The organism is Collimonas pratensis, from assembly GCF_001584185.1.
In the GTDB taxonomy this organism is placed as follows: domain Bacteria; phylum Pseudomonadota; class Gammaproteobacteria; order Burkholderiales; family Burkholderiaceae_D; genus Collimonas; species Collimonas pratensis.
The window spans coordinates 4,172,821-4,194,291 of the sequence record NZ_CP013234.1 but is presented as its reverse complement, the minus strand read 5'-3'; the positions used below and the strand labels follow the sequence as shown (position 1 = coordinate 4,194,291).

Sequence of the window (21,471 nt, the reverse complement as noted above, 5' to 3'; positions counted from 1 at the left end):
ATTTTGCAGGCAGAATTTTTATTGTCACCTTCAGCTGAGAGCGGAATGGTAGGTGAGGATGGACGCCATTGAGCAAGTTTGTCATAATATTTTCCAATTAGGCCAATCTACTCCATCTCTCATCCGAGGCTCTATAAGACAATGTCGAGCATTGCAATCACCGATCTAACTGTTGTGCCCGGAGACGTCGACAGCGTCTCGCGACCCGTAGTGGCCTTGAGTGCGACATCGGTAACAAAGGGCTGGGAAAATGCGAGGCATCAGCATCGCAAGGCGCAGCTGATTTACTCCGTACGCGGCATCCTTAACTGCGAAATTGAAGACGGTGTCTGGATTGTGCCGCCGCAGTGCGCCATATGGATACCGGGTGACTTGCCGCACGCGGCGCGGGGCGCTGGTGAAACGGAATGCTATTGCCTGTTCGTCGAGCCAGACGCCGCCCGGGGTCTTCCGAAAACCTGTTGCACGATTTCGGTATCGCCATTGCTACGTGAGTTGCTATTGAAGGTGGCCGGTTTTCCTGAGCTATACGCGCTGGGGGGACGGGAAGACCGGTTGATTGCCGCATTGCTCGATGAGCTGGTGGCCGCACCGGTGGAAGATCTACATCTGCCCATGCCGTGCGACCTCCGATTGCGTCGCCTCGCGGAGATGATGCTGGCCGATCCCACGGACAAAACTTCGAAGGCCGATTGGGCAACTCGCATTGGCATGAGCGAGCGAAGCATGAGCCGTCTTCTGTTGCACGAAATTGGAATGAGCTTCGGGCGCTGGCGTCGCCAGCTGCATGTGATCCTTGCGCTTCAACGGTTGACCAAGGGTGAAAGCGTGCAAACGGTGGCATTGGAGCTTGGGTACGAAAACGCCAGTGGGTTCATCACTATGTTCCGCAAGGCGGCGGGAAAGTCTCCGGCACGATACCTCGCGGATCGCACGGGCGGCGCGCAGCTTGCTCCCGTGCCAGGAATTATGCTCCCCGATGAAACCTCATCCTGATTGCCGACATTTCGAGCACGTCATGGTGATGATGAAAACCGCCTCTTCATCGAGAGCGAAGCCCTCCTGGAATGCCAGCGACTGCTGGTGTTTACGCAACGCAAGGGCTTCAATGAAAAAAGTCGCGCAGCAATGACAACGCAGTGTGTTGTACTGGTCGTCTGGCGCCTCCGGTTTAATGGCACAGAAGGCGCGTCCGCGTGTGCCTGCAGTAAGAACCAGCCACCCAGCAGTCCATAAATCGTTCATCGCTCGGTACCGATCCCTGTGCGAGGCTGTCGAATTGCATGCTGAGGATGCGATATATCTGGCTGGCATCCAGACAGCTCGGGGCTATGTTCTCTAGGCGCCCAACACAATGCGTCGGTCGCAGCCCGTTCGCCTCTAGGCGTTGTCCCTGAGACGATGTCGACGATCCAGTCTTGGCACGGGCTGCCGCAGTGTTCTTTCTCTTGTGTTGGCCTGATGGCGGGTTCTTGCTGCCGAATGACGCAACCAGGTCGACGATCCGACGCGAGTCATCATATGGCTCCATATCATTCTTCCTTAGCTATGCCCGAACTCGCTTGTTCGCCGCAACGCGAATCGACATTGCTCATGGTTGGTCTGGGTCCCAGCGGGGTAGTGGGGTGACCACTCACTGAAGTCCGTAGAAGCCAATGCGCCGCGGCCTGTTCCCATCCGCTACCAAGCGTCTTGAACACGCTGACCCGTGCGGAACCTAGCCGCTTGTCGGGAGCGGCCACTTGCGAACTAGCGCCGATCACACTGGCCAGCGCCACGATCACATCAAGGTAACTGATCGATTCGGCGCGGTAGCGCTGGGTTGAGGTATGGCAAACCACAATTCGGCATAGCGTACCCACGCCAACAAACTTACACCTTGCAAAAATTAGGTCAGAATATTTTTCAATACGGCCGGCACATGGGAATGATCGCGATTGGCCTAATCGAATAACAATCTGGCTTGGTTTCGCTATTGCGGCTTCTTATATCTATTGTTAAATGCGGCATCCAAATAAAAATGATTATTATTTATGCCCACTCTCAAAACTGCTTCGAGTTCCCGTTGGCCAATCGATATGCGCTCAAAGTCCGTCGCCTATCCTCTTCTAGACAGGCCGGACATATGCGTGGTCAGGAGTACGCCGCGCACCGTGCTGGGCTCGGCAGTTGCTGCGGCAGTTCTCATGAGCGCGCAGGGCGCATTCGCCGCTGATTCAACTCAAATTCAGAACAAGGCTGGAAGCACGTCGCAAGAGGAGATAGCCTTGCCGGCAGTCACCGTCACGGGCCGCAAGGATGCGGCGACCACCGAAGGCACTGGCTCCTACACCGTCGACCAGACGGCCGCAGCCACGCGCCTGCCGCTGTCGCTGCAGGAAACTCCGCAGTCGGTGACGGTGATCACGCGCCAGCGTATGGATGACCAGCAATTGAATTCGGTGCAGGGCGTGCTGGAGAACACCACTGGTGTGGCGACGTACCAGTCCGACAGCGAACGGACGAGTTTCTATTCGCGTGGTTTTCTGATCAACAACGTTCAATACGACGGGATACCCACCGTCGTAGGCAATACCGTCAATGGAAGCGGAATCGGTTCGATCGATACCGCGTTCTATGACCGCGTCGAGGTAGTGCGTGGTGGCTCCGGCTTGTTGACCGGCACCGGTAATCCCTCGGCGGCCGTCAACCTAGTGCGCAAACGCCCGACCCGCGATTTTTCGGCGTCGGCCTCCCTCGGTACTGGTAGCTGGGATACCCACCGAGGTATGGCCGACATATCGACACCGTTGACCGAGGACGGTAGGATCCGAGCGCGCCTGGTCGGAACCTACCAGGAGGGGCACTCCTATATCGACGGATACAGGCCTGAGAGAAAGGGGGTCTACGGCATCATCGAGGCAGACCTGACGCCCAGCACCACGGTAAGCCTGGGCTATGACTACCAGGACATCACGCCCAAGGGCGCCACCTGGGGAGGTTTGCCACTATGGTTCAGCGACCGCACGCAGGCGCAGTATTCACGTTCCAGCAGCTACGCACAGGATTGGAGCCATTGGGACAACACCCTCAAGACGGCGTTTGCCGGGATCGAGCACCGTTTCGACAACGGCTGGAAACTCCGGGCCATCGCTAACCAGTACCGCACTGACTATGATGCTGAACTGCTCGGCCTAGTCGGACGCCCAGATCGCGCCACCGGACTGGGTACTTTCCCCAATGGGGCTTATCCAGTCGCACTGGCCTCCGCAGGTCGCAGTCGTCAAAATACCTTCGACGTGATGGCGAGCGGGCCCTTCGAACTGCTGGGTCGCCAGCATGAGCTGGTGGTGGGGGCGACGACTTCACGCCGCACAGCCAGCCAGAGGGATATTGCGCCGTTCTATTCCTCCTTTACGCCGGTCAATGTCTATGACCTGAGCCAGCCCTATCCTCGCCCTGACTTCGATGCCAGGAGTGCGACATTGAGCGACACACGGATCAAGCAAAGCGGTGTCTATAGCACAGCCCGGTTTTCCCTGGCCGAACCTCTGAAGCTTATTGTTGGCGGTCGCTTCAGCAACTACGAAGTCGACGACAACGCCGGTAGCACATCGCTGCACTACAAAAAGAGCAATGAATTCACGCCCTATGCCGGCGTGATCTACGACATCAACAAGATCTATTCGGCCTACCTCAGCTACACGGGTATCTTCAATCCGCAAACCGACTATCGGGATAGCAAGGGCAATGTGCTCACGCCGTCCAAGGGAAAAACCAAGGAAGTCGGCCTCAAGGGTGCTTACATGGAGGGGCGTCTGAATGCCTCGCTGGCGGTGTTTGAGACCGAGCTGGACAACGCGGCACAGATAGTAGCCGGCACCTTCACGCCGGGCGGTGCCCAAGCCTATCAGAGCGTGAATGGCACGAAGTCGCGTGGCATCGAGCTGGACTTGCAGGGTGAGCTGACGCGCGGCTGGAATATCTACGCCGGCATCGCCCACTTTACGGCGCAAGACGGCAATGGCGTCCGTTTGAATTCGCAAATACCGCGCACCACAGCCCAGTTTTTCAGCACCTACCAGTTGCCCGGAGAGTGGAGCAAGTTGACACTCGGCGGCGGCGTCAAATGGCAAAGCCGCATCTACGAGGCACCCAGCACTGGCACCAGCACGTTAGGCGGGGAACAAGCTTCCTATGCGCTGGTATCCCTGATGGGACGTTACGCCATCACGAACAAGACCAGTGTGGACGTCAACCTCAACAACCTGTTCGACAAAAAGTACGCGCTACAGAAGGGCGACTTCGATACCGTGACCTATGGCGCACCACGCAACCTGATGGTGACGCTGAACTATCGGTATTGATTGGCCCGCAGGCAAAAAGCTTCACCCTTTGGAAATTCCCAGACATACAACCATTGATTATCGAGAAAGCGCCTATGCCCCCTAATACTCCCCTAAGCCCCGCGCACGACCTGGCCACGAACAACGGAAACAAGGTCACCTTGTACTGGCTGACGACGGCCGTTGGAGCCGTGCTCTTTGTGACTTTCCAATTGTTCTTCTACGTCAACGACTTTGTGAGAGCGCAGGGAGTGACACCGGCAATTACGTTTGAGCCCGACGTACTGTGGATGTTTTCCGCATTCTACGGCTCTTGGATCGTCACGGTGCTCCTCGCGCTGATCGGTACCCGTACGGCTCAACGGGTTGTCCTGGTCCTCGGCAGCCTGCTTGTCGTCCTCAATACCTTAGGCGGAATCTCCGACGGGTTACGCGACGGCTGGCACGTTACCTTCTCGGCAGTGTTTTTCATTTCGTTGCCTGGTGTGTTCGCTATTGCGGTCACCTGGCGTCACATCAAAAGTAAAGGAAACGACCATGTCGATGAATAGTTCTAACTTCCCTTTTGTCTGGATGAGTCTTACGCAAGAACCCGGCCATGATCATGAGAAGGACTTCGCCGAATTGGAGGCCAATTTGCAGCGCGGAGAGCCCTTCGTACTCTTGACCGATACAGCACCTGCCGAAGACCATGAGCACTCTCCGGAAGAAAAGAAGCGCACCGCGCTCTGGATGAAAAAACACAAGGCTGAATTGCGAAAGTTGGTTGTGGCAATGATCCTTGTCGAACCCAACTCGGCAAAACGTGTTGGATTCAAGGCCTTTGCGGTCGTTTTTGCCAAGTTCTGGGGCTACCCTCTACTTCTTGCTGCCGCACGTGAGCAGGCCATGGAGATGGCAAGAGAACTACTCCTGAAGAATGGAAAGTCATCCTACTGATGACTCACTCTGGTGTCTGATCATCCATGGCACCGGACGTTCCAGCGAGCCTCAGAGCGCTCCTTCTGACCTGTTGGTCAGGGTCTCACAGCTCCACTACCTTCGGGCGCGTATTAGGTCCGCCGAAAGATCAAACGCGGCCGACTTTGACTTATTCTAGAAGCCCTTCATCAAAGCCTTTCTATATGACTCAGTGCTGAGGCAGTCAATTCTGCGGGCAAATCAACACCCAGATTGCGCGACGCCGCGTGGAGCTTGTTCAGAAACGCAAAATGTTGCGAAGATAGCTTATGAGAATGGCCGCAATCGCCAAAACCGGTCGCTCAAGTAATCACCCATTAAAACCTCACACCAATGATGCACCGCCCAGCTGATGCCGAAGTTGTTCTCCGTCTTACGTCTACCAGATAGCAACCAAGATAAAATATTCACTGACAAGCAGTTACTCCGGATGTTGCATAAGTTCTATAGTGTGGCCGTCAGGTCCTCGGGTGTAGACCATGATTGTTCCGCTAGGCGCAGTTTGCGGTTCGCCGGTTGCCGTCCATCCATAAGGGGCCATGCGATTTAGCATTGCGCGCAGATCGGTCACGGCAAACGTCAAATGAGCCGAACCGACGTCGCATGGACGTTGTTTCAAAACCATGCGGTCTTCCGGCGAATCGTACTCAACCAGCTCAACTCTATATCCATCGGGCCCCTCTAGGAGAGCGTTTCTTAAATAAGCCCCCGACACCCCGACCACTTGTTCCATCGCGTGCCCACCGCCAAGCTCTTTGCGGTACACGAGTTGAAAGCCGAGGACCTCAGTCCAGAAATCAAGTACGCCATCGATCGACGCGACAGTCAGCCCAGTGTGCTCGGTGCGCAATACGGTAGAGGTTTGGTCGTTCATAGGTGCATCCTGTTAACAGTCGAGGCCGCAGATTTATGCGAGAGGTAAGAATCCGGTCTGGACCTCCCCCATCACTTTAACAGATGACCGTTATGGGCGGCTTCAGTCGGGAGTGACAATCTGTGATTTTTGCAGCAGAGCAAGCTGCTATCCTGAATGCCGTCGACCGAGTTCGCCCATCACAGTGAAGCTATCGGCCAGTAGCCGCCGTTCGCATTGTGAAGCTCAAGTTTGAATACCGTAAAAATACAGGCCAAATATGCTTCCACCTATTGTTATCGTTGATAGCGTTGAGATGATTCGCGATGGCGGATCTCTTGCAGCCATATTTCACGGAGGTGATAGCTGCGAATACTGGCTATTTTTTAAAATTCGCATATCAAATTCCAATCCGAACGTAGCTGAAAGGTTGGGATATGCAGAGCCGAAAGTCGTTAATCGGAACACCAATAGTGAGGTGGAAGTTACTTGGGAACATGCGGCTGTGATGCTTAGGCAAATTGAAAAATTGGCTCATAGGGACCACGACCGCCAGTGGCTCAAGAAGATGCAGGCTGTTGCAGATTCTAGTGGTACTCTTCCCGACGATGTGGGGAGATTCATGCCAAGCTTCAGACTGGATGAGCTGGCCTAACTCGTCCGTCGGACTTCGGCCAAGAGCGGACCTTCGAACATTCTGTTGAATATATGAGAAATCTTAGCATGGGCACAATTACCGTCATCTCAGTCGAACCGTATACGCCAGGTGATGAAAGTGCTTCTGTTACGTTGAGTAGTGGGAGTGGTGAAATCGTAGCGTTCTGTTGGCCTTGTAGCCTTAGCGTAGGCGATGTCATTGAAAATCGCCTATCCACTATGGAAGGGCATGTTGTGGCGGCTTACTTGTCGGATTGGCCCGAAAATGAGAAAGAGACACTATCCTCAGATTGTCTTGAGCGCACTGGAAATTATTCGTACCGAGGACGTGGACGTGTGATTAATCAGTCAGAAGGCCTTGTTGAGGTAAAAGGATTTGTGATTGAATTTAGCGATGTTTTAAGTGAAGGGCATGTCGATTTCGAAATTGTGCGCCTGGATATTTGTCTATAGTCAGCGACGCCAAACGGCCAAGAGTGGCCGTTCCACTCGACATCATAATTGAAAAATACAGCGCAATGCATTACACCGACCACCTGATCGAACAGGAGTAGGGGATGACTAAGTTAAACGAGAATGATCGTACACGCTTCATACAAGCATTGAGAGAATATCAACAGGCCGGCATAAATTCAGTTTGCTGTAATATTTGCAATGTTTCAATTAGATTTCATGGCAAAGGAAGCGCGATAATCCACGAATGTGACTGCGGAAAATTCAATGGCACGTTGCGAGGTTTGTGACCAGAATTGAAGGGGCTGGAATTCCCACGCGTTTTTCGTTTCGGTCGGTTGTTGGCTTTAGCAGGGCAGCGGATGCGCTGGCAAAATGACAGCACGAAAACTGCTCTCCAGCTTCCACGTCTCCCAAAGCGTGTTCAACAATAACAAGGCGGCACGTACTTTGAATGGCTGCTTTAGAGAAAACTGAACTTCCGCTTTGGGTCGAGGCTGTGTAAAAACGCAAAATCATTTCTCAGGTGAGCGCGTTCGTCTTCGATCCAATTTGGAAACGAACCTGCACGTAAAACATTAGCACGGAGCACGGCGACAAAAAAATATTTAACGGCTGCGAAAGGCCTGCTCAATTAGCAGGAACAATATCTCGTAGAGATGCAAAAAAAGGCCGTCAGGCCCTCATGGCTGCAATCAATCGATGAGTACCCAGTATTGCCATGATCCGTTTCAGATTGTAAGCCAGTACGTGCAAGCTCATTTCAGTACTCACCCGTGGGAGTGACCTGGTCAGGAAGTGCGTTGCACCCATCCATGCCTTGAGCGTGCCAAATGGATGCTCGACGGTCTGCCGGCGTAAGCGGGCAGGATTGGGCCAGACATTTAAGCGCCGCTGCATTCGCTCAAGTACATCCTCATGTTCCCAACGGGCGATACGCCGATTGGTGCCGGTAGTACATTGCGCCTTGATTGGGCATGCCGGGCAGGCAGACGACCAATATTTATGCCACCGCAACCCGTGTTCGATTGTTGTGAAACGCCAGATAGCTCGTTGTCCGGCCGGACACTGGTACTCGTCGCTTTGCGCCAGATAAATGAAATCCGTTTTATCGAAGAGGCCTTGTGCCCGGTTGCCCGAAGTCAGAGGTTTCGGTACCAGCGGCGTCACGCCAAGCTTCTCGCATGCGAGAATTTCCGCTCCGCTGAAATAGCCGCGGTCCGCGACCACAGTCAAATCTTGCTTTCCGATTGCGTTTTGCGCTTGTGCCGCCATCGACGCTAGCTGCGTTCGATCGTGCCCGACATTGGTCACCTCATGCGACACGATCAGATGATTTCTGGTATCGACCGCAGTCTGGACGTTGTAGCCCACCATGCCTGTGCCACGGCCACTCGTGGCCATGGATCTGGCATCCGGATCTGTCAGAGATATTTGCTTATCTGGTGTCTGCTGCAGCTGCTTGTTGATCTCGTTGAATCCTTCGATCTGCTTCTTGATGGAGGCAATTTTTTCCTTCAGATGCGAGACGCGGGCCTCAGGCACTAACTCCGGCTGGCGGTCGGCACGATCAAGCTCCTCGAGGTAGCGTGCAATGTTGGCTTCGAGTTGCTCGATTCGTGCCTGAAGCTTCCTGTCGGTAAAGTTCTTATCGCGATTGTTGACCGCCTTGAACTTGCTGCCATCGATGGCGATATCGGTATTGGCAAACAGATCGAGATTGCGGCACATCAGAACAAATTGACGACAGACCTTGCTGATCGCTGGCCCGTTGTTCTTGCGGAAGTCTGCAATGGTCTTGAAGTCCGGCATCAGGCGACTCGTCAGCCACATGACCTCGATGTTGCGTTGTGCCTCGCGTTCCAGGCGCCGGCTCGATTGGACTCGGTTGAGGTAACCGTAGATATAAATCTTCAGCAGCACGCTGGGATGATAAGACGGCCGTCCGGTCTGCGCTGGCTTCGCGCCACCGAAACCAAGCGAGCCAAGATCAAGCGAGTCGACAAAGACATCGATGACTCTGACAGGATTATCTTCACTGACGTAATCTTCGAGCTGCTCTGGCAGCAGGATACTCTGCGTGCGATCCGTTCCCTGGACAAAGCGTTTCATCGAAGCCTCGATCAAATATGCAATGTCGATTTGACGCTTGTATCGAGAAATAGTTTACTAACTGGATGCGTTTTCACACAGCCTCGGTCGTTTACTGCCTGTCGCAACACATATCAGTTGGTCATGACATGTCTCGTATCCTGATATAGTGACAGGTTGGAATATGGCTGTAACCCGCATGGATATTAGGCTCACGAAGAATTTGTCTAATATCCGTGCAGAATACGCTGATTTATTTTCGGGGCATGGCGCTTTCCTACCAAACTAATATTAGACAATTTCTCATCAAAACCTCGTTCCAAAGACCGCCATTTTTTCCCAGCCGTCGCCCTTGTTTGGGCTCCAACTGCGAAGATTTCGCATCTCATATATAAAAAACTGATAGTGGGACTGCAAAGCCAATTTATCCGATTCGCCGTCATCGGCCTCTCAGAGACTGCTTTTCAATTTACTGTGCTTTGGATACGCGAAATGATGTTCGTCTTCGCACTGAATTGACCATTGCATTGAGGAAATTGATAGAATTCGTGCGCACGAAAGTATCGATTTGTCGCAAATTGCGAATTGCTTCATCACCACACTAAAAAAAGAGCCTGATGACCGAAATCAACGCAACACGCAGAATCTATGGGCTGGACACCTTGCGAGCATCTGCGATCCTATTGGTCATGATGTCTCACTACGGTGTCGTAGTTAGTGGAAAACTCACGTTCGGTTTTCTAACGAGTATCGGCTGGATGGGAGTCGATCTGTTCTTTGTGCTTAGCGGCTACCTGATCGGCAATCAAATCATGTCGACGCTGGCGCGAGGGAACCGTTTTTCGCTCAAGACTTTTTTTGCCCGGCGCTTGCTCCGAACGCTGCCGGCCTACTACGTCGTGCTGGCTATCTATTTTATGTTTCCGTCCGCGTTAGGAGGCTCGAACACACCATCGATTTGGCGCTTCCTGACGTTTACTCAGAACATCGGCCTGCATTTCGGAGAGACCTTCTCCCATTCGTGGTCGCTCTGCATCGAAGAGCAATTTTATTTGATACTGCCAGTCGTGGCGCTGCTGATTGCTAGTTTTCGAAAACCAGTATTTTGGGGCTGGTCTGCAATTGCTGGCGTGATCATCGCCGGTATGGCAGTAAGGGGGATGGCGTGGATGAATCACGGGCAGAACCTGATTAACCCAGCCGATCACGCTGTCTATGTCTATTATTCAAGCTTCGCGCGCTTTGACGAACTATTACCAGGCGTGGCGATTGCTATGCTCAGAAATTTTCATGGTGATCTGTACTCACAGATCATACGCAAGGGGAATCTCCTGCTCGTTTGCGGGGCGGCTTCATTCATCCTGACGGCTTATCTTTTCCTGAATTATCGTGAAATTGACGACTACGGTTTTACGTTTTCGATGATGACGTTTGGGTATCCATTGCTCGCGGCGAGCTTTGCCTTGTTGACGATGTCGGCACTTAGCCCCAACTCATTACTGAACCGGCTGCGCGTTCCCGGCGCCGAAAAAATTGCACTGTGGTCCTATGCGATCTACCTCGTGCACAAGGCAATCTTCAAGTTATCCCTGGCCCCGCTCTCAGGCTGGAATATTGACGCTGATGGGCCAGTAGGTGTGGCCATCGTCATGGGCATCTCCATTTTTGGCGGATGGCTGCTCTACCGACTTGTAGAAACGCCGTTCATGCAACTGCGGGCAAAGTTGTTTCCCTCGGTTCATTTTGAACGTGACGCAGTCTCGGGGAGAGCAGGGAGCATGCAATCTCCAGCATGACAGATGCACGGAATAGTGCGGGCATAAGGAAATTTCGTGATCCCCGAATTTATCAACCCGGTTGCGCGATTCTTCGATGAGTGGTCAATATGCAATCGGTGCAAATGGGACGCGGGTTCGATTCCCGCCGCCTCCACCAATAATTTGTTTAAAATCAATAGTTTAAAAATATATCGCTGTCATTAATTGGGGTGTTTTGGGGTTGATTAAGCTCCAGAATGACAACAAAATGACAGCATTTTTTATACTTAATCTGAAATACCCTCTAAAGCTTCCCAAGCTCATCTAGTTTTCCATATATTTCGAGGCTTTACAGCCGATTTCCGCTCCGCAAAATATCCTATTTTTTAACCTCGCCCTCCAACAAATATGCGAGTCCGGATATCACTCGTGCCGCACCACACGCGCTGAGTATCAGGCAGGCGGAGATTGTTATAAAAAATTGTTTTTTAAAAAGAAATGTCATATTTTTCGTATGCGATAGTTACCATATGGAAATGCCTTGACACTATCCGTACCATATCGAATATCGAACACGCAGTAGGAATTCAGGCGAAAAGGCCGAAGGTGATTCGACCTTGTGCCAGCAGGATATGGACAGAAAATTGACCGAAAAACAAAAAAACTGACACATTTTGTTAGCGCTAACACCGACTGGGCAGTCTCGTTTAACTTGAACAGGCCCAAATAACCGCACTCAAAATTCGAAACAACGAAAATCCAGTTTGTTCTTTTGCTTGCTGCATTGACCTGTCAGTTTGACCCGCTTGCCATACCCAAAATTTGTCGGGTTTTCGTCCTTCGGTCAAAGTTACTTCACGGTTTCGGCATGCTCTTTTGATTCATCCGGCTTCATGTTGGAAATTGCATATGGCACGGATTGTGCTGGTGGTGTCCCCCGAAGATGGCTGCGCACGTGTCGACCCCGCACCTTATTACCATTCGAAATTCCTTATGGAAAAGTAATTTTTTCCCTTTTGGTAAGATGGAAAAATTATTCTTACGGACACCTTTTTCTTTTGAATAAAATGACATTTTTTTTGAAAAAACAATTTTTTACAACGGTCACTATTGTAGTGGTCAAGTAAATTCGGACACGACGATAGGTTTTTTTGCTGCCATGTTCCGTTCGTAGACGGAGGGCGGCAGATTGCCCAGAACGGAATGCAGACGTTCGTTGTTGTAGAAGCCGACGATGTAGGCGGCGATATCGATCTTGGCCTCCGCGTGGTTGGCATATTGGCGCTGCCACACCCTTTCCATTTTGAGATTCAGGAAGAAGCGTTCGGCAACTGCATTGTCCCAGCAATTGCCTTTGCGGCTCATGCTGCAGGTGAAGCCGTGACTGGCTAGCATTGCTTGGTACTGGGCACTTGCATATTGGCTGCCACGGTCTGAGTGGACGACCAATCCTTTGTCTGGCCGCCGCTGTTGAAGCGCCATGTGCAAGGCGTCACAGACCAGCTTGGCCGGCATGCTCGGTGCCATAGCCCAGCCAACCACCTTGCGCGAGAACAGGTCGATCACCACCGCCAGGTACAGCCAGCCGGCGCCAGTCCGCACGTAGGTGATGTCGGAGACGTAGGCCTTGTTTGGCACTACCGGATTGAACTGGCGGCCCAGCACGTTGGCTGCGATCGGCAGATCATGCTTGCTGTCGGTAGTGTGAATGAACTTGCGCTTCCAGACTGGCTTTAAGCCCGCCTGGCGCATCAACCGACGAACCTTGAAACGCCCGGCCGTGATGCCGCGGTTTGACAGCTCCGTCACCATACGGCGGCTGCCATAGCTCTGGTGACTTGCCACGAAAGCAGCTCGTACATGGACACTCGCTTTGCAAACAACCGGCGCGGTAGCGCGGCGCTTCGCTTCGTAAAAACCGGAACGGCTAACGCCCAGCACACGACAGCTCTGTGCGACAGGGATGGCCTTCGTTTGCAGCTCGTCGATCAGTCGAAAACTCATTTCAGCTCGCGGGCAAAGAAGGCCGAGGCCTTTTTTAAGATTTCTACATCGCCTCGCAGTTGGCGGTTCTCCTGCTCCAACTGCCTGATTCGTTGTTGCTCGGGTGTCAGCGGTTTGCCAATGCCTGCCTGGCCGGATTGCTCGGCATCGTACTGCTCTATCCAGCGACGCACGGCGGTCGGGCCAATGCTCATGCTCTCGCATACGTGTTGAACACTGAGTCCCTGTTCTTTGATCATTTTGACGACCTCAAGCTTGAAGCTGAGATCGAAATTGCGGCGTTGCCTTGTCATGCAAATCTCCTCGAATAGTGGATTGTCCACCTATCGAGGTGTCCGGGCAAATTAGACCACTACAAAATTACTGACTCTGAAGCAATGGGATTGTCTGTCTGCCAACATCATGCCAGAACTGGGGAGGTTTTTAGAGGTGCCCTTAAGATCCAGGTTAGTCGCTCTCTTGAACGAGGAACGGCATTACTCCCCACTGGCTCATTTCAGGACAAGTGGGGGAATGTATTATCTTGCTACAGGGTTAGTTGGGCGCAGTCCCGGGTAATATTGTAGATAAAATACGAGTTCCACATTTTCCATTTACTAGGCAGGTGTTTATTGCCTGCGCAGCAAACCATTTGTGTGTATCAAGGTTGTAATGGACGCTGCCATCCCCGCCCCCCAAACTACCACCTGTATAAATAGAGTTAGGGCTGACGACGGTAGTGGAAGCATCAATGATCGAGTAGTCTGATGGAGCAGCGGCCATCAAATCAGAAAAGACTTTTTGCATTGTCGGTGTGTATCCATTAAACACTGCGGCTGTAGATAGAGGCTTAACGATTTGTATGGGGAAATGGGCTCCTACTGCATCATAAAAACCTTTAAACAATGTCGCATAATTGCCAGGGGCATTTGCGACTGTTGTGGCTGACTTTTTAGATGCCGCAGTTGTATTATCCGCCTCAGCCTCCCATTGATTCCATTGCATTCCAATAATCCGAGGAACCTTCCCAGAATTCATAATATCGCGTAGGGCTAGATACAGAATTCGTCTGGCAAAAGGAGCGAGTGCATAAGATGGTTGCTTTGATGTGTCTAACCCTGGCTGCCAAAGATTGACCCCATGCTTGACCCAGTTTGCTGCATTTGGATCATAATAATCCAATGGATCAATACCCTGACTTGGCCAGCCGATGTGGATAATATGCAAATCAGGTAACTTGTTTCCTGCATTGATTAGAGATTGCCACTGGTATGCAGCAAAATCTGCCGCATTTCCGCTTCCTTTATTATTGAAGCCAAGATTCATGTCATTACCGCTAGACGAGTCAGTCCAATGAGACCAACTTACTGAACTAATAGTTGATATGGCACTAGTAAAAGCAGGCGTAGTGCCATTTCCATTGCCGGCCATATAATTCCATCCAACGTTAGTGATTCCCCATACGTTCGGAGCATTGGTTAACGTAAAACTTGATGGTATCGCATTCATTCCTGCAGAATTACTCTGCCCCATGAAGATCAAAACAGGCACTTCATCACTTGCGAAAGGATTTATAACGGAAACTGTAGACGGTGCAGAAGCAACAGCAACTTTGACGCCACCTGAGGCAATTTTATACCATGAAGATTTGTTCGTGTAATCAGGCATGTACCACACATCAAATGGTGAGGTCGGGCTTACTCCCCATACTTGACCGCCTGTGACGGCCAGACTTGAATATGACGTCCCTAAATCGGTCCAAGATAAATTATTATAACCGTTGCTATCTTTAGTTACCGATGGCACTAGCGAGTTACTACAATAGCTTTCACTTCCATTTCTCGATACGTTTTTTTGGCATAACACACTGCCATCGGTTGCGATCTCATAAACATTGGCTGCGACTTTGTAAGTATTAGCGGGAACTGGATTGGTATAATCATTATATAAATATAGGTTCTGATTAGAATCTATCCCCCAAATCTTATTACCTATACCCAAAGCTATCGTCGACATCGTGTTGATTTTTGTCTTTAACCAAGAAATGCTATGGTAGCCATTGGCATCAGCAGTGGATGGTGGCGCTAATGAAGTAGAACAATAAATATAACTGTCGGTGCTTATTTGACAAAGCAAATTGCCATTAGACGCAATTTTTTTGACGCCATGAGCGACTTTTGTCCATACTATGCCAGATTTGAAATCTGGCAACTGCCAAAGATCAGTATTACTATCAATACCCCATGCCATGTCGTTAGCGACTGTGATTTCAACAAGGTTTTTATTGAGATTTGTCCATGTTAAAGAATGGTACCCATTATTAACAGGGCCAGGCGCTTGATTCGAACACCACGACGCACCCGATTGGGCTTGGCATATTGTTGGTGCAGCTGTTGATGTAGCTTGGGTTGTCAGGGGAACCCCAAAAAAAAACGCTACACTAGCGAATGTAATTGTTAGCATTTTCCGTATTAAACGCGGAATTAGCTTGTTAGTATTGATGCTAGTCATTTTTGTCTCCAGATTAGAATTATCTCTTCTATTTCTTGCTCGTATACCCTATTGCTCTCGATGCCTGTTTATTGACAGATCTTCTTCTGTTTTATACATAAATATGTCTTTGTTGCATCACTACTGAAGATAACGAAACGCCTCCTTTCTCTATAATTCAGGACACATGAATGGTGTCACTGCAAAGTGGACCCGTCAGTCAAGACATCTTTTACGGGAATTTAAGCTATATCCATTACCGCACTTGCAGCGGAACAGCGCTGCCCTGATTCTCCCCGCGCGCCGCCAAATTGAGGGCTGGCCGGGATTCGCGATTTTTTCGCCAAAAAGTGGTCTAAATCATTAATAGCAATGAATTTTTTGGCATCAAAAATGTTTTACGCGGATGCGTTATTTTGCTGATCGCCGTGTCTGTGCCGACTTGACTGCGCCTGTTTTCGCATCGAGCAACCCACGCAACGTTTGCGCCTCAGTCTGGAATCGCACAATACCGCGCTGTGCGTTGTTCGCGCTGTCCTTTGCTACTTGAAGTTCCTTGTCGCTTTTGCCAGCGGCAGTGGTAAGTATGCTGCATACCATTAATTTCCATTAACGCACATAAAAAGCATTGGACCCAATTGTTAGCATTCGAACCGCGACTACTATGTTAGTGAAGTAGGTGACCAGAGTTCCCAAGTACTGTCAATTCGACGAACTTGGAACCGTTATGTGTATCGGATGAATACTTAACGATGTATCCTCCGATGTCCAGGTTGCCTGAATCCAGAGCATCGACCAGTTTTTCCCGATCGGGCTGTTTCCCAGCTTTTTTCAGCCCTTCAATTAAAATGCGAGCATTGATAAAACCTTCAAGGCCATAATAAGATGGCTTGTAATTCTTATTCTGTTTTTTCATAACGCGTTGATATTCTTTTACAATCGGAAGAGTGTCATCCCAAGGATACGGCATCACTTGTGAAATAGCGATGCCACGTGCATCCGTTCCCAGTTCTTTAGCAAGCAAATCTGCGCCAACTGGCGAGAGCGTCGTAAACTGTGTATAAACACCCAAAGCTTTCATTTGCTTAACAAATGCAGCAGTAGGTTTATACAAAGTCACCATGATGACTGCCTGGGGCTTTGCAGCGGAAATGGTCGCTACGGCAGCCGCTACATCGAGCGAGTTTCGTTCCACAACTCCTATAACAACGGGTTGCATATTATGCTTTTTGAGAGCTTGGCTGACGCCATTCAATCCCGATTTGCCAAATCCGTCATTTTGGTAAAATACCGCGATTTTGGTTAAACCGATCGATACTAGTTGATTGACGATCGCAGTCGTTTCATCCGCATAACTTGCACGCGCATTGAACATGTAACGTTCAACAGGCGTACGAAGCGTATCGGCACCGCTGATTGCACCGACCAATGGAGCTTTTGCTACGGAAAATACTTTCATTGCAGCCGTAGTTGAAGAAGACCCGTAATAACCTATCAGAGCAAATACTTTCTTCTCATTCAATAGCTTTTCTGTATTGGCGACTGCGCGTTCAGGTTCGTAGCCATCATCGATTGTGATCAGTTCAATTGCGCGGCCGTATATTCCGCCTTCTTCGTTCGTCTTGGCAATTAGAGCGCTAATTGCCTCATGCATCTCCAGTCCATACGCCCCATTTGGTCCAGACAACGGACTTGACATACCTATCGTAATGGTGCTTTCGGTTACGCCTGGCTCTGCATATGCGAATCTGTACAAAAGCATCAGGGTTACGAGGCACAAAACAAGGTTGGAGTTACACTTCAACATATTTTTCCTGGATAGAAAGGGTAAAAAAACCTAAGGTAATACTGATAATTGACTGGCAATCTTCTTCACGCCAGGAATCGATGCGTCCTGGCGCCGGGCAATAAAGACGACCTCGCTTCCTGGAACGGAACCAGGTAACAGGCGAGATGAAGATATTGGCCCGGGAAATTTTTGTGACGAATTGCTCATTTCATTTGCATTTCGCTCCATGCATCCATGTTTGTGCGAGATTGCTTGCCAACTATTGAGGCAAGTTTTCAGCACGCCGATTTCTGCCATTCTTAAAGAACTAAATACGCCTTATTGCTTTGTTAATGATCCGAAAATTGAAATTAAATCTCAATCAGCCGATCCCCAAAAGCTTGTAAGGATTCCCGCCCCTCCTGAGTTGCTCCCTCCTATGTGCGCCTATTTTAAAAATTTGAGTCGAAAGCATCCCATTTAGTGGGCAGGCGTGGTGGGGGGATGACTGCGCCGCGCCATTCAAAGTCTGTTGAAATGGTGGCATATAAACAACTCGATTCAGTGATGGTTGATGGCCTCAACATCTATCGAGATTCGCATAATCGCAACATTCCCCGTGAGAAATCTTAGCAAATACGCATTACCGTGGCAGAATTAGGTTTTTGATACGCATCAGAAAGCAGGCGTGACATGGTAATGAGAAATTGGCTGTGTGAGCCGGATAAGCCAGAAACTGGTGGTTACATTCTCCCGAACCCTGCGGTCACAGTGACCGTTGGAAACAACATTCGCGCCGCACTAATCGGCAGCAAAGCATACTGCGAGGCCTGCAAAAGCATTGGTATGATCGCCAAAGCAGGTGGTCCCCGAAGGATGAATTTTATGGGCGAAATCGCGCTGGATCACGATATTTTGCTCTGTAAATGTCCGAAGCCGCCGCGAATGATCGCCACATCCACGAGCACCCATCAATATGATGATATGGCTCAAGGAGCTGGAATAGCGCCGAGCGCGACCGCCGCAGTTAGTACTTTGCTGACTAGTGCAGGAGCGGTAATCCCCCCACAAAAAAGTATCAGTTAAAAGTAGAATTTTCTTAAATGCGATTTTGAGGAAGTTTTACATGAAGACATCACGCTTTACCGAAAGTCAGATCATCAACATCTTGAAGCAGGCCGAGGCTGGCACGCCAGTGCCGGAGCTTTGTCGTGAGCACGGGATGAGTTCGGCCTCGTTCTACAAGTGGCGGAGCAAATACGGTGGCATGGACGCGTCGATGATGACGCGGATGAAAGAGTTGGAAGATGAGAACCGTCGACTCAAGAAGATGTACGCCGAAGAGAAGCTGAAGGCCGAGATCATTTCGGAGGCGATGCAAAAAAAGTGGTGAAGCCATCTCACCGACGTGAGATGGCACAAACGGCAGTCCGAGCGCATGGAATCAGCGTCAGCAGCGCATGCGCGACTTTCGCGATCAGCCAGACCTGCTATCGCTACAAGGCAAAGCTATCGGAAGATAACGAGCGTGTCGCGGACTGGTTAATCCGGCTGACCGCGAACCAGCGAAACTGGGGCTTCGGCCTTTGCTTCCTGTATCTGCGCAATGTCAAAGGATTCGGCTGGAACCACAAGCGCGTCTATCGGATATATCGAGAGCTAGAGTTGAATTTGCGAATCAAACCAAAAAAGCGGCTTACCAGAGCAAAGCCTGAACCGTTGTCGGTACCAACGTCGATCAACGACGTCTGGTCCATGGACTTCATGCACGATCAATTGTCGGATGGGCGTAGCATCCGCCTGTTCAACGTCATTGACGATTTTAATCGTGAAGGCTTAGGCATTGACGTCGATTTCTCCCTGCCGGCAGCCCGCGTCGTTCGGTCGCTTGACCAAATTATCGAATGGCGGGGAAAGCCGACGACGATCCGCTGTGACAACGGGCCCGAATACATCAGTTCGACACTGGCCGCGTGGGCGGAAAAGCACGGCATCCAAATCAGTTTTATTCAACCAGGACAGCCACAACAGAATGCTTATATCGAGCGCTACAACAGAACGGTTCGCTATGACTGGCTCGCACATTACCTGTTCGAATCCGTCGAGGAGGTTCAGGAATTTGCGACGAAATGGCTCTGGACTTACAATCACGAACGCCCGAACATGGCGCTCGGCGGCATCACCCCGAAGCAGAAATTGGCCCTTGCGGCTTAGCCTCTACTTTTAACTTTGCTTAAAAATGGGGGGATTACCAGACGATGTCCTTGAGCGGAAAGAGGACGCATTCTATCTACAGAAATATTTGGTCAAGCGCTACGGAGCAAAAAAGAAAGAATCTGGATTTGTGCTTGCGGTCAACGCCGAATGGGGATACGGAAAATCGTTCATGCTCGAACGGTGGAAGGACCAGGCCTTATTTGAGATGCATCCAACAGTGTTCTTCAACGCTTGGCAAAACGATTTTACCGAAGATCCACTTTTAGCTTTTATTGCTGAATTTGATACAGGTCTCAAAGAATATTTCAAACATATTTCCGTCGGCGATAAAGTAAAAACGGCTGCAATCAAAAAAATAAAAAATGTCTATAAACCAGTATTAACTGTGCTTGCCAGTGCTGCAGCAAAGCATTTTGTCGGCATGTCAGCGACCCATATTCAGGCTCTGATTTCTGCCGCCGATAGCGATGGTCAGATGGGGAATATTGAAGGCGCGGCAAGTGAATTTAAGGACTTTCAACAAAAATTAAAGAAGGCTATCGACAAAGCGCTCGCGGGACATAACACAATAAAAAAATTAATCGTAGAGTTCAAAGAGAAATTATCAAAGCTAATTGAAGCGTTGGAAAAAGTTAGCGGCGTCCAATTGCCGCTACTAATTTTTGTCGACGAATTGGATCGTTGCAGACCCGATTACGCCATTGAGTTACTCGAAGGGATTAAACATCTTTTCGGTGTACCTGGAGTTTTTTTCATCATTGCCACAAATATCCAACAACTCGGCGAATCTGTGAAAGCAGTTTATGGCACAGGCTTTGACGGCCAGCGATATTTGAAAAGGTTCTTTGATTTGCAATATTCTTTGCGAGAGCCGAGCAATATTCAATTTGCGAATTTACTGTTTAACAGGATGGCACTTCCAGAGATCCAGAACATTGTTCATGGTTTGAGCTACAGTCATGCGCCCAACGGCCAAGTTCCAATCGGGCAAACTCCAGTCGAAATATTAAGCTTAGTTCTCGAAATGCACGCGGATTCTTTTGCATTGGGCCTACGCGACCAACTTCAGATTGCGACTATTTTGGAAGCTGCTTTTTTGAGTCTGGAAGGAAAACCAGTTCACATATTTTTCTTGATATTTTTAACCGTCATATATCAAAAAAATCCAGCGGTTTTTGAAAAAATAGCGAAGACACGAAATCTGTCGGATGAAACCGGATTCAAAACTCTTGATAGAGTTGCTGGATTTGGAGCCATAGCATTAATGAGCGATGACGGATCCGCAGTTAATATAATTTCGTTGAATCAGATAGCGAAAATTTATTTCGATGATCTTAACCTGAGCTATAGCGCTCGCAATTCGAAGCAGCTCAACGTTCGAATTTTTCCGCAGAACTTAGTCTACGATATAAAGGGTGCACAAAGCGGGGGCACATTTACGCCAGATTATTCCATCTATTTTCACCTAGTCCAACATGCCGGTGGATTTATTAAGCAATAGTTACCGGCATCAGTCTTCAAGACAGGTCATCAAGGAAGAGGAGCATTGATTACTGCTTCGATATGATAGCCGTCTGGATCGATCAGAAAGCACGCGTAATAATTGGGGCCATAATCGGGTCGCAAGCCAGCCGCACCGTTATCACGACCGCCCGCTTGCAGCGCGGCTGAGTGGCAAGCCGCCACTGATGACCTGGAAGGCGCGGCGAACGCGAGATGAAATCCCGGACCGGGCGCTGCCGCATCCGGACGTAGTTTCAGGCACAGCAGATCCTTGTCCTCTTCGACTCCGTAGCCAATTGCCGTGTCGTGCTCAAACACACGCTTAAACCCGAGAGCGCCAAGCGCTGCATCATAGAGCCTTGCAGCAAGTGCCAGGTCGCGTACGCCAATTGAAAGATGGTGGAGCATGTCTAT

General features: G+C 50.2%; 18 protein-coding genes. 10 read left to right on the top strand and 8 right to left on the bottom strand.

Translation table 11 applies throughout. The annotated features are described in order from the left end of the window. The first annotated feature begins 141 nt into the window (after positions 1-141). On the top strand, positions 142-996 hold the full coding sequence (locus tag CPter91_RS18620; RefSeq protein WP_061942782.1) for an AraC family transcriptional regulator: 855 nt from the start codon (positions 142-144) through the stop codon (positions 994-996). On the opposite strand, the gene CPter91_RS27200 is transcribed toward CPter91_RS18620, so the two are convergent. Together CPter91_RS27200 and CPter91_RS26630 are read right to left on the bottom strand one after the other, a co-directional pair. Continuing rightward, positions 988-1,245 carry a hypothetical protein gene (locus CPter91_RS27200; protein ID WP_061942780.1) on the bottom strand — a complete coding sequence of 86 codons (258 nt, stop codon included), beginning with the start codon at positions 1,243-1,245 and terminating at the stop codon, positions 988-990. The two genes, CPter91_RS18620 and CPter91_RS27200, sit on opposite strands and share 9 nt — an antisense overlap. Before the next feature lie 287 nt (positions 1,246-1,532). Beyond that, complete coding sequence (locus tag CPter91_RS26630; protein WP_150119746.1) at positions 1,533-1,841, bottom strand: hypothetical protein; 309 nt, start codon at positions 1,839-1,841, stop codon at positions 1,533-1,535. Between the two features lie 345 nt (positions 1,842-2,186). Between CPter91_RS26630 and CPter91_RS18610 the strand changes: the two genes are divergently transcribed. From CPter91_RS18610 to CPter91_RS18600, 3 genes are all read left to right on the top strand, one after another. Next, positions 2,187-4,346, top strand: a complete 2,160-nt coding sequence (locus tag CPter91_RS18610; protein ID WP_099047221.1) for a TonB-dependent siderophore receptor — start codon at positions 2,187-2,189, stop codon at positions 4,344-4,346. Between the two features lie 74 nt (positions 4,347-4,420). Next, entirely contained in the window at positions 4,421-4,876 is a 456-nt protein-coding gene (locus tag CPter91_RS18605; protein WP_061946403.1) for a hypothetical protein, read from the top strand. After that, entirely contained in the window at positions 4,863-5,264 is a 402-nt protein-coding gene (locus CPter91_RS18600; protein WP_061942777.1) for a hypothetical protein, read from the top strand. The genes CPter91_RS18605 and CPter91_RS18600 overlap by 14 nt, the downstream gene beginning before the upstream one ends. A 442-nt stretch (positions 5,265-5,706) precedes the next feature. Here the strand turns inward: CPter91_RS18600 and CPter91_RS18595 are convergent, their stop codons facing one another. Continuing rightward, positions 5,707-6,159 carry a VOC family protein gene (locus CPter91_RS18595; RefSeq protein ID WP_061942775.1) on the bottom strand — a complete coding sequence of 151 codons (453 nt, stop codon included), beginning with the start codon at positions 6,157-6,159 and terminating at the stop codon, positions 5,707-5,709. A 259-nt stretch (positions 6,160-6,418) separates the two neighbouring features. On the opposite strand from CPter91_RS18595, the gene CPter91_RS18590 reads away from it, so the two are divergent. Next, positions 6,419-6,793 carry a hypothetical protein gene (locus tag CPter91_RS18590; RefSeq protein ID WP_061942773.1) on the top strand — a complete coding sequence of 125 codons (375 nt, stop codon included), beginning with the start codon at positions 6,419-6,421 and terminating at the stop codon, positions 6,791-6,793. 68 nt (positions 6,794-6,861) lie between these two features. Further along, complete coding sequence (locus CPter91_RS26625; RefSeq protein ID WP_150119745.1) at positions 6,862-7,248, top strand: hypothetical protein; 387 nt, start codon at positions 6,862-6,864, stop codon at positions 7,246-7,248. Positions 7,249-7,923: 675 nt separating this feature from the next. Here CPter91_RS26625 and CPter91_RS18585 read toward each other — a convergent pair. After that, entirely contained in the window at positions 7,924-9,360 is a 1,437-nt protein-coding gene (locus tag CPter91_RS18585) for an IS1182 family transposase (RefSeq protein ID WP_061945813.1), read from the bottom strand. 596 nt (positions 9,361-9,956) lie between these two features. Here CPter91_RS18585 and CPter91_RS18580 point away from each other — a divergent pair. Beyond that, positions 9,957-11,135 carry an acyltransferase family protein gene (locus CPter91_RS18580; protein WP_061942770.1) on the top strand — a complete coding sequence of 393 codons (1,179 nt, stop codon included), beginning with the start codon at positions 9,957-9,959 and terminating at the stop codon, positions 11,133-11,135. Between the two features lie 1,080 nt (positions 11,136-12,215). Here the strand turns inward: CPter91_RS18580 and CPter91_RS18575 are convergent. The 3 genes from CPter91_RS18575 to CPter91_RS18560 all read right to left on the bottom strand — a co-directional run bounded on the left by CPter91_RS18575 (position 12,216) and on the right by CPter91_RS18560 (position 17,331). Then, a protein-coding gene (locus tag CPter91_RS18575) for an IS3 family transposase (protein WP_205631615.1) occupies positions 12,216-13,393 on the bottom strand; the annotation gives its coding sequence in 2 pieces (ribosomal slippage) (positions 12,216-13,126 and positions 13,126-13,393; 1,179 coding nt in all). A gap of 241 nt (positions 13,394-13,634) precedes the next feature. After that, entirely contained in the window at positions 13,635-15,590 is a 1,956-nt protein-coding gene (locus tag CPter91_RS26620) for a tectonin domain-containing protein (RefSeq protein WP_150119744.1), read from the bottom strand. 646 nt (positions 15,591-16,236) lie between these two features. Further along, positions 16,237-17,331 (bottom strand): ABC transporter substrate-binding protein, encoded by a 1,095-nt coding sequence (locus tag CPter91_RS18560; protein WP_257722468.1) that lies wholly within the window; start codon positions 17,329-17,331, stop codon positions 16,237-16,239. Between the two features lie 699 nt (positions 17,332-18,030). Here CPter91_RS18560 and CPter91_RS18555 point away from each other — a divergent pair. From CPter91_RS18555 to CPter91_RS18540, 3 genes are all read left to right on the top strand, one after another. Next, positions 18,031-18,423 carry a PAAR domain-containing protein gene (locus CPter91_RS18555; RefSeq protein WP_061942761.1) on the top strand — a complete coding sequence of 131 codons (393 nt, stop codon included), beginning with the start codon at positions 18,031-18,033 and terminating at the stop codon, positions 18,421-18,423. A gap of 40 nt (positions 18,424-18,463) precedes the next feature. Continuing rightward, a protein-coding gene (locus CPter91_RS18545) for an IS3 family transposase (protein ID WP_099047175.1) occupies positions 18,464-19,551 on the top strand; the annotation gives its coding sequence in 2 pieces (ribosomal slippage) (positions 18,464-18,716 and positions 18,716-19,551; 1,089 coding nt in all). A gap of 25 nt (positions 19,552-19,576) precedes the next feature. Beyond that, a complete protein-coding gene (locus CPter91_RS18540) occupies positions 19,577-21,055 on the top strand; it encodes a KAP family P-loop NTPase fold protein (protein WP_061942759.1) in 1,479 nt (492 codons plus the stop codon). Positions 21,056-21,084: 29 nt separating this feature from the next. On the opposite strand, the gene CPter91_RS18535 is transcribed toward CPter91_RS18540, so the two are convergent. Next, positions 21,085-21,465: a VOC family protein gene (locus tag CPter91_RS18535; protein WP_061942757.1), complete on the bottom strand. Its 381-nt coding sequence runs from the start codon at positions 21,463-21,465 to the stop codon at positions 21,085-21,087. Between the last annotated feature and the right edge of the window lie 6 nt (positions 21,466-21,471).

Excerpts from the sequence above, each read along its gene's own strand:
- CPter91_RS18620 (WP_061942782.1), top strand. The coding sequence starts at position 142 with ATGTCGAGCATTGCAATCACCGATCTAACTGTTGTGCCCGGAGACGTC.
- CPter91_RS27200 (WP_061942780.1), bottom strand. The coding sequence starts at position 1,245 with ATGAACGATTTATGGACTGCTGGGTGGCTGGTTCTTACTGCAGGCACA.
- CPter91_RS18610 (WP_099047221.1), top strand. The coding sequence starts at position 2,187 with ATGAGCGCGCAGGGCGCATTCGCCGCTGATTCAACTCAAATTCAGAAC.
- CPter91_RS18605 (WP_061946403.1), top strand. The coding sequence starts at position 4,421 with ATGCCCCCTAATACTCCCCTAAGCCCCGCGCACGACCTGGCCACGAAC.
- CPter91_RS18600 (WP_061942777.1), top strand. The coding sequence starts at position 4,863 with ATGTCGATGAATAGTTCTAACTTCCCTTTTGTCTGGATGAGTCTTACG.
- CPter91_RS18595 (WP_061942775.1), bottom strand. The coding sequence starts at position 6,159 with ATGAACGACCAAACCTCTACCGTATTGCGCACCGAGCACACTGGGCTG.
- CPter91_RS18590 (WP_061942773.1), top strand. The coding sequence starts at position 6,419 with ATGCTTCCACCTATTGTTATCGTTGATAGCGTTGAGATGATTCGCGAT.
- CPter91_RS26625 (WP_150119745.1), top strand. The coding sequence starts at position 6,862 with ATGGGCACAATTACCGTCATCTCAGTCGAACCGTATACGCCAGGTGAT.
- CPter91_RS18585 (WP_061945813.1), bottom strand. The coding sequence starts at position 9,360 with ATGAAACGCTTTGTCCAGGGAACGGATCGCACGCAGAGTATCCTGCTG.
- CPter91_RS18580 (WP_061942770.1), top strand. The coding sequence starts at position 9,957 with ATGACCGAAATCAACGCAACACGCAGAATCTATGGGCTGGACACCTTG.
- CPter91_RS26620 (WP_150119744.1), bottom strand. The coding sequence starts at position 15,590 with ATGACTAGCATCAATACTAACAAGCTAATTCCGCGTTTAATACGGAAA.
- CPter91_RS18560 (WP_257722468.1), bottom strand. The coding sequence starts at position 17,331 with ATGCTTTTGTACAGATTCGCATATGCAGAGCCAGGCGTAACCGAAAGC.
- CPter91_RS18555 (WP_061942761.1), top strand. The coding sequence starts at position 18,031 with ATGGTAATGAGAAATTGGCTGTGTGAGCCGGATAAGCCAGAAACTGGT.
- CPter91_RS18540 (WP_061942759.1), top strand. The coding sequence starts at position 19,577 with ATGGGGGGATTACCAGACGATGTCCTTGAGCGGAAAGAGGACGCATTC.
- CPter91_RS18535 (WP_061942757.1), bottom strand. The coding sequence starts at position 21,465 with ATGCTCCACCATCTTTCAATTGGCGTACGCGACCTGGCACTTGCTGCA.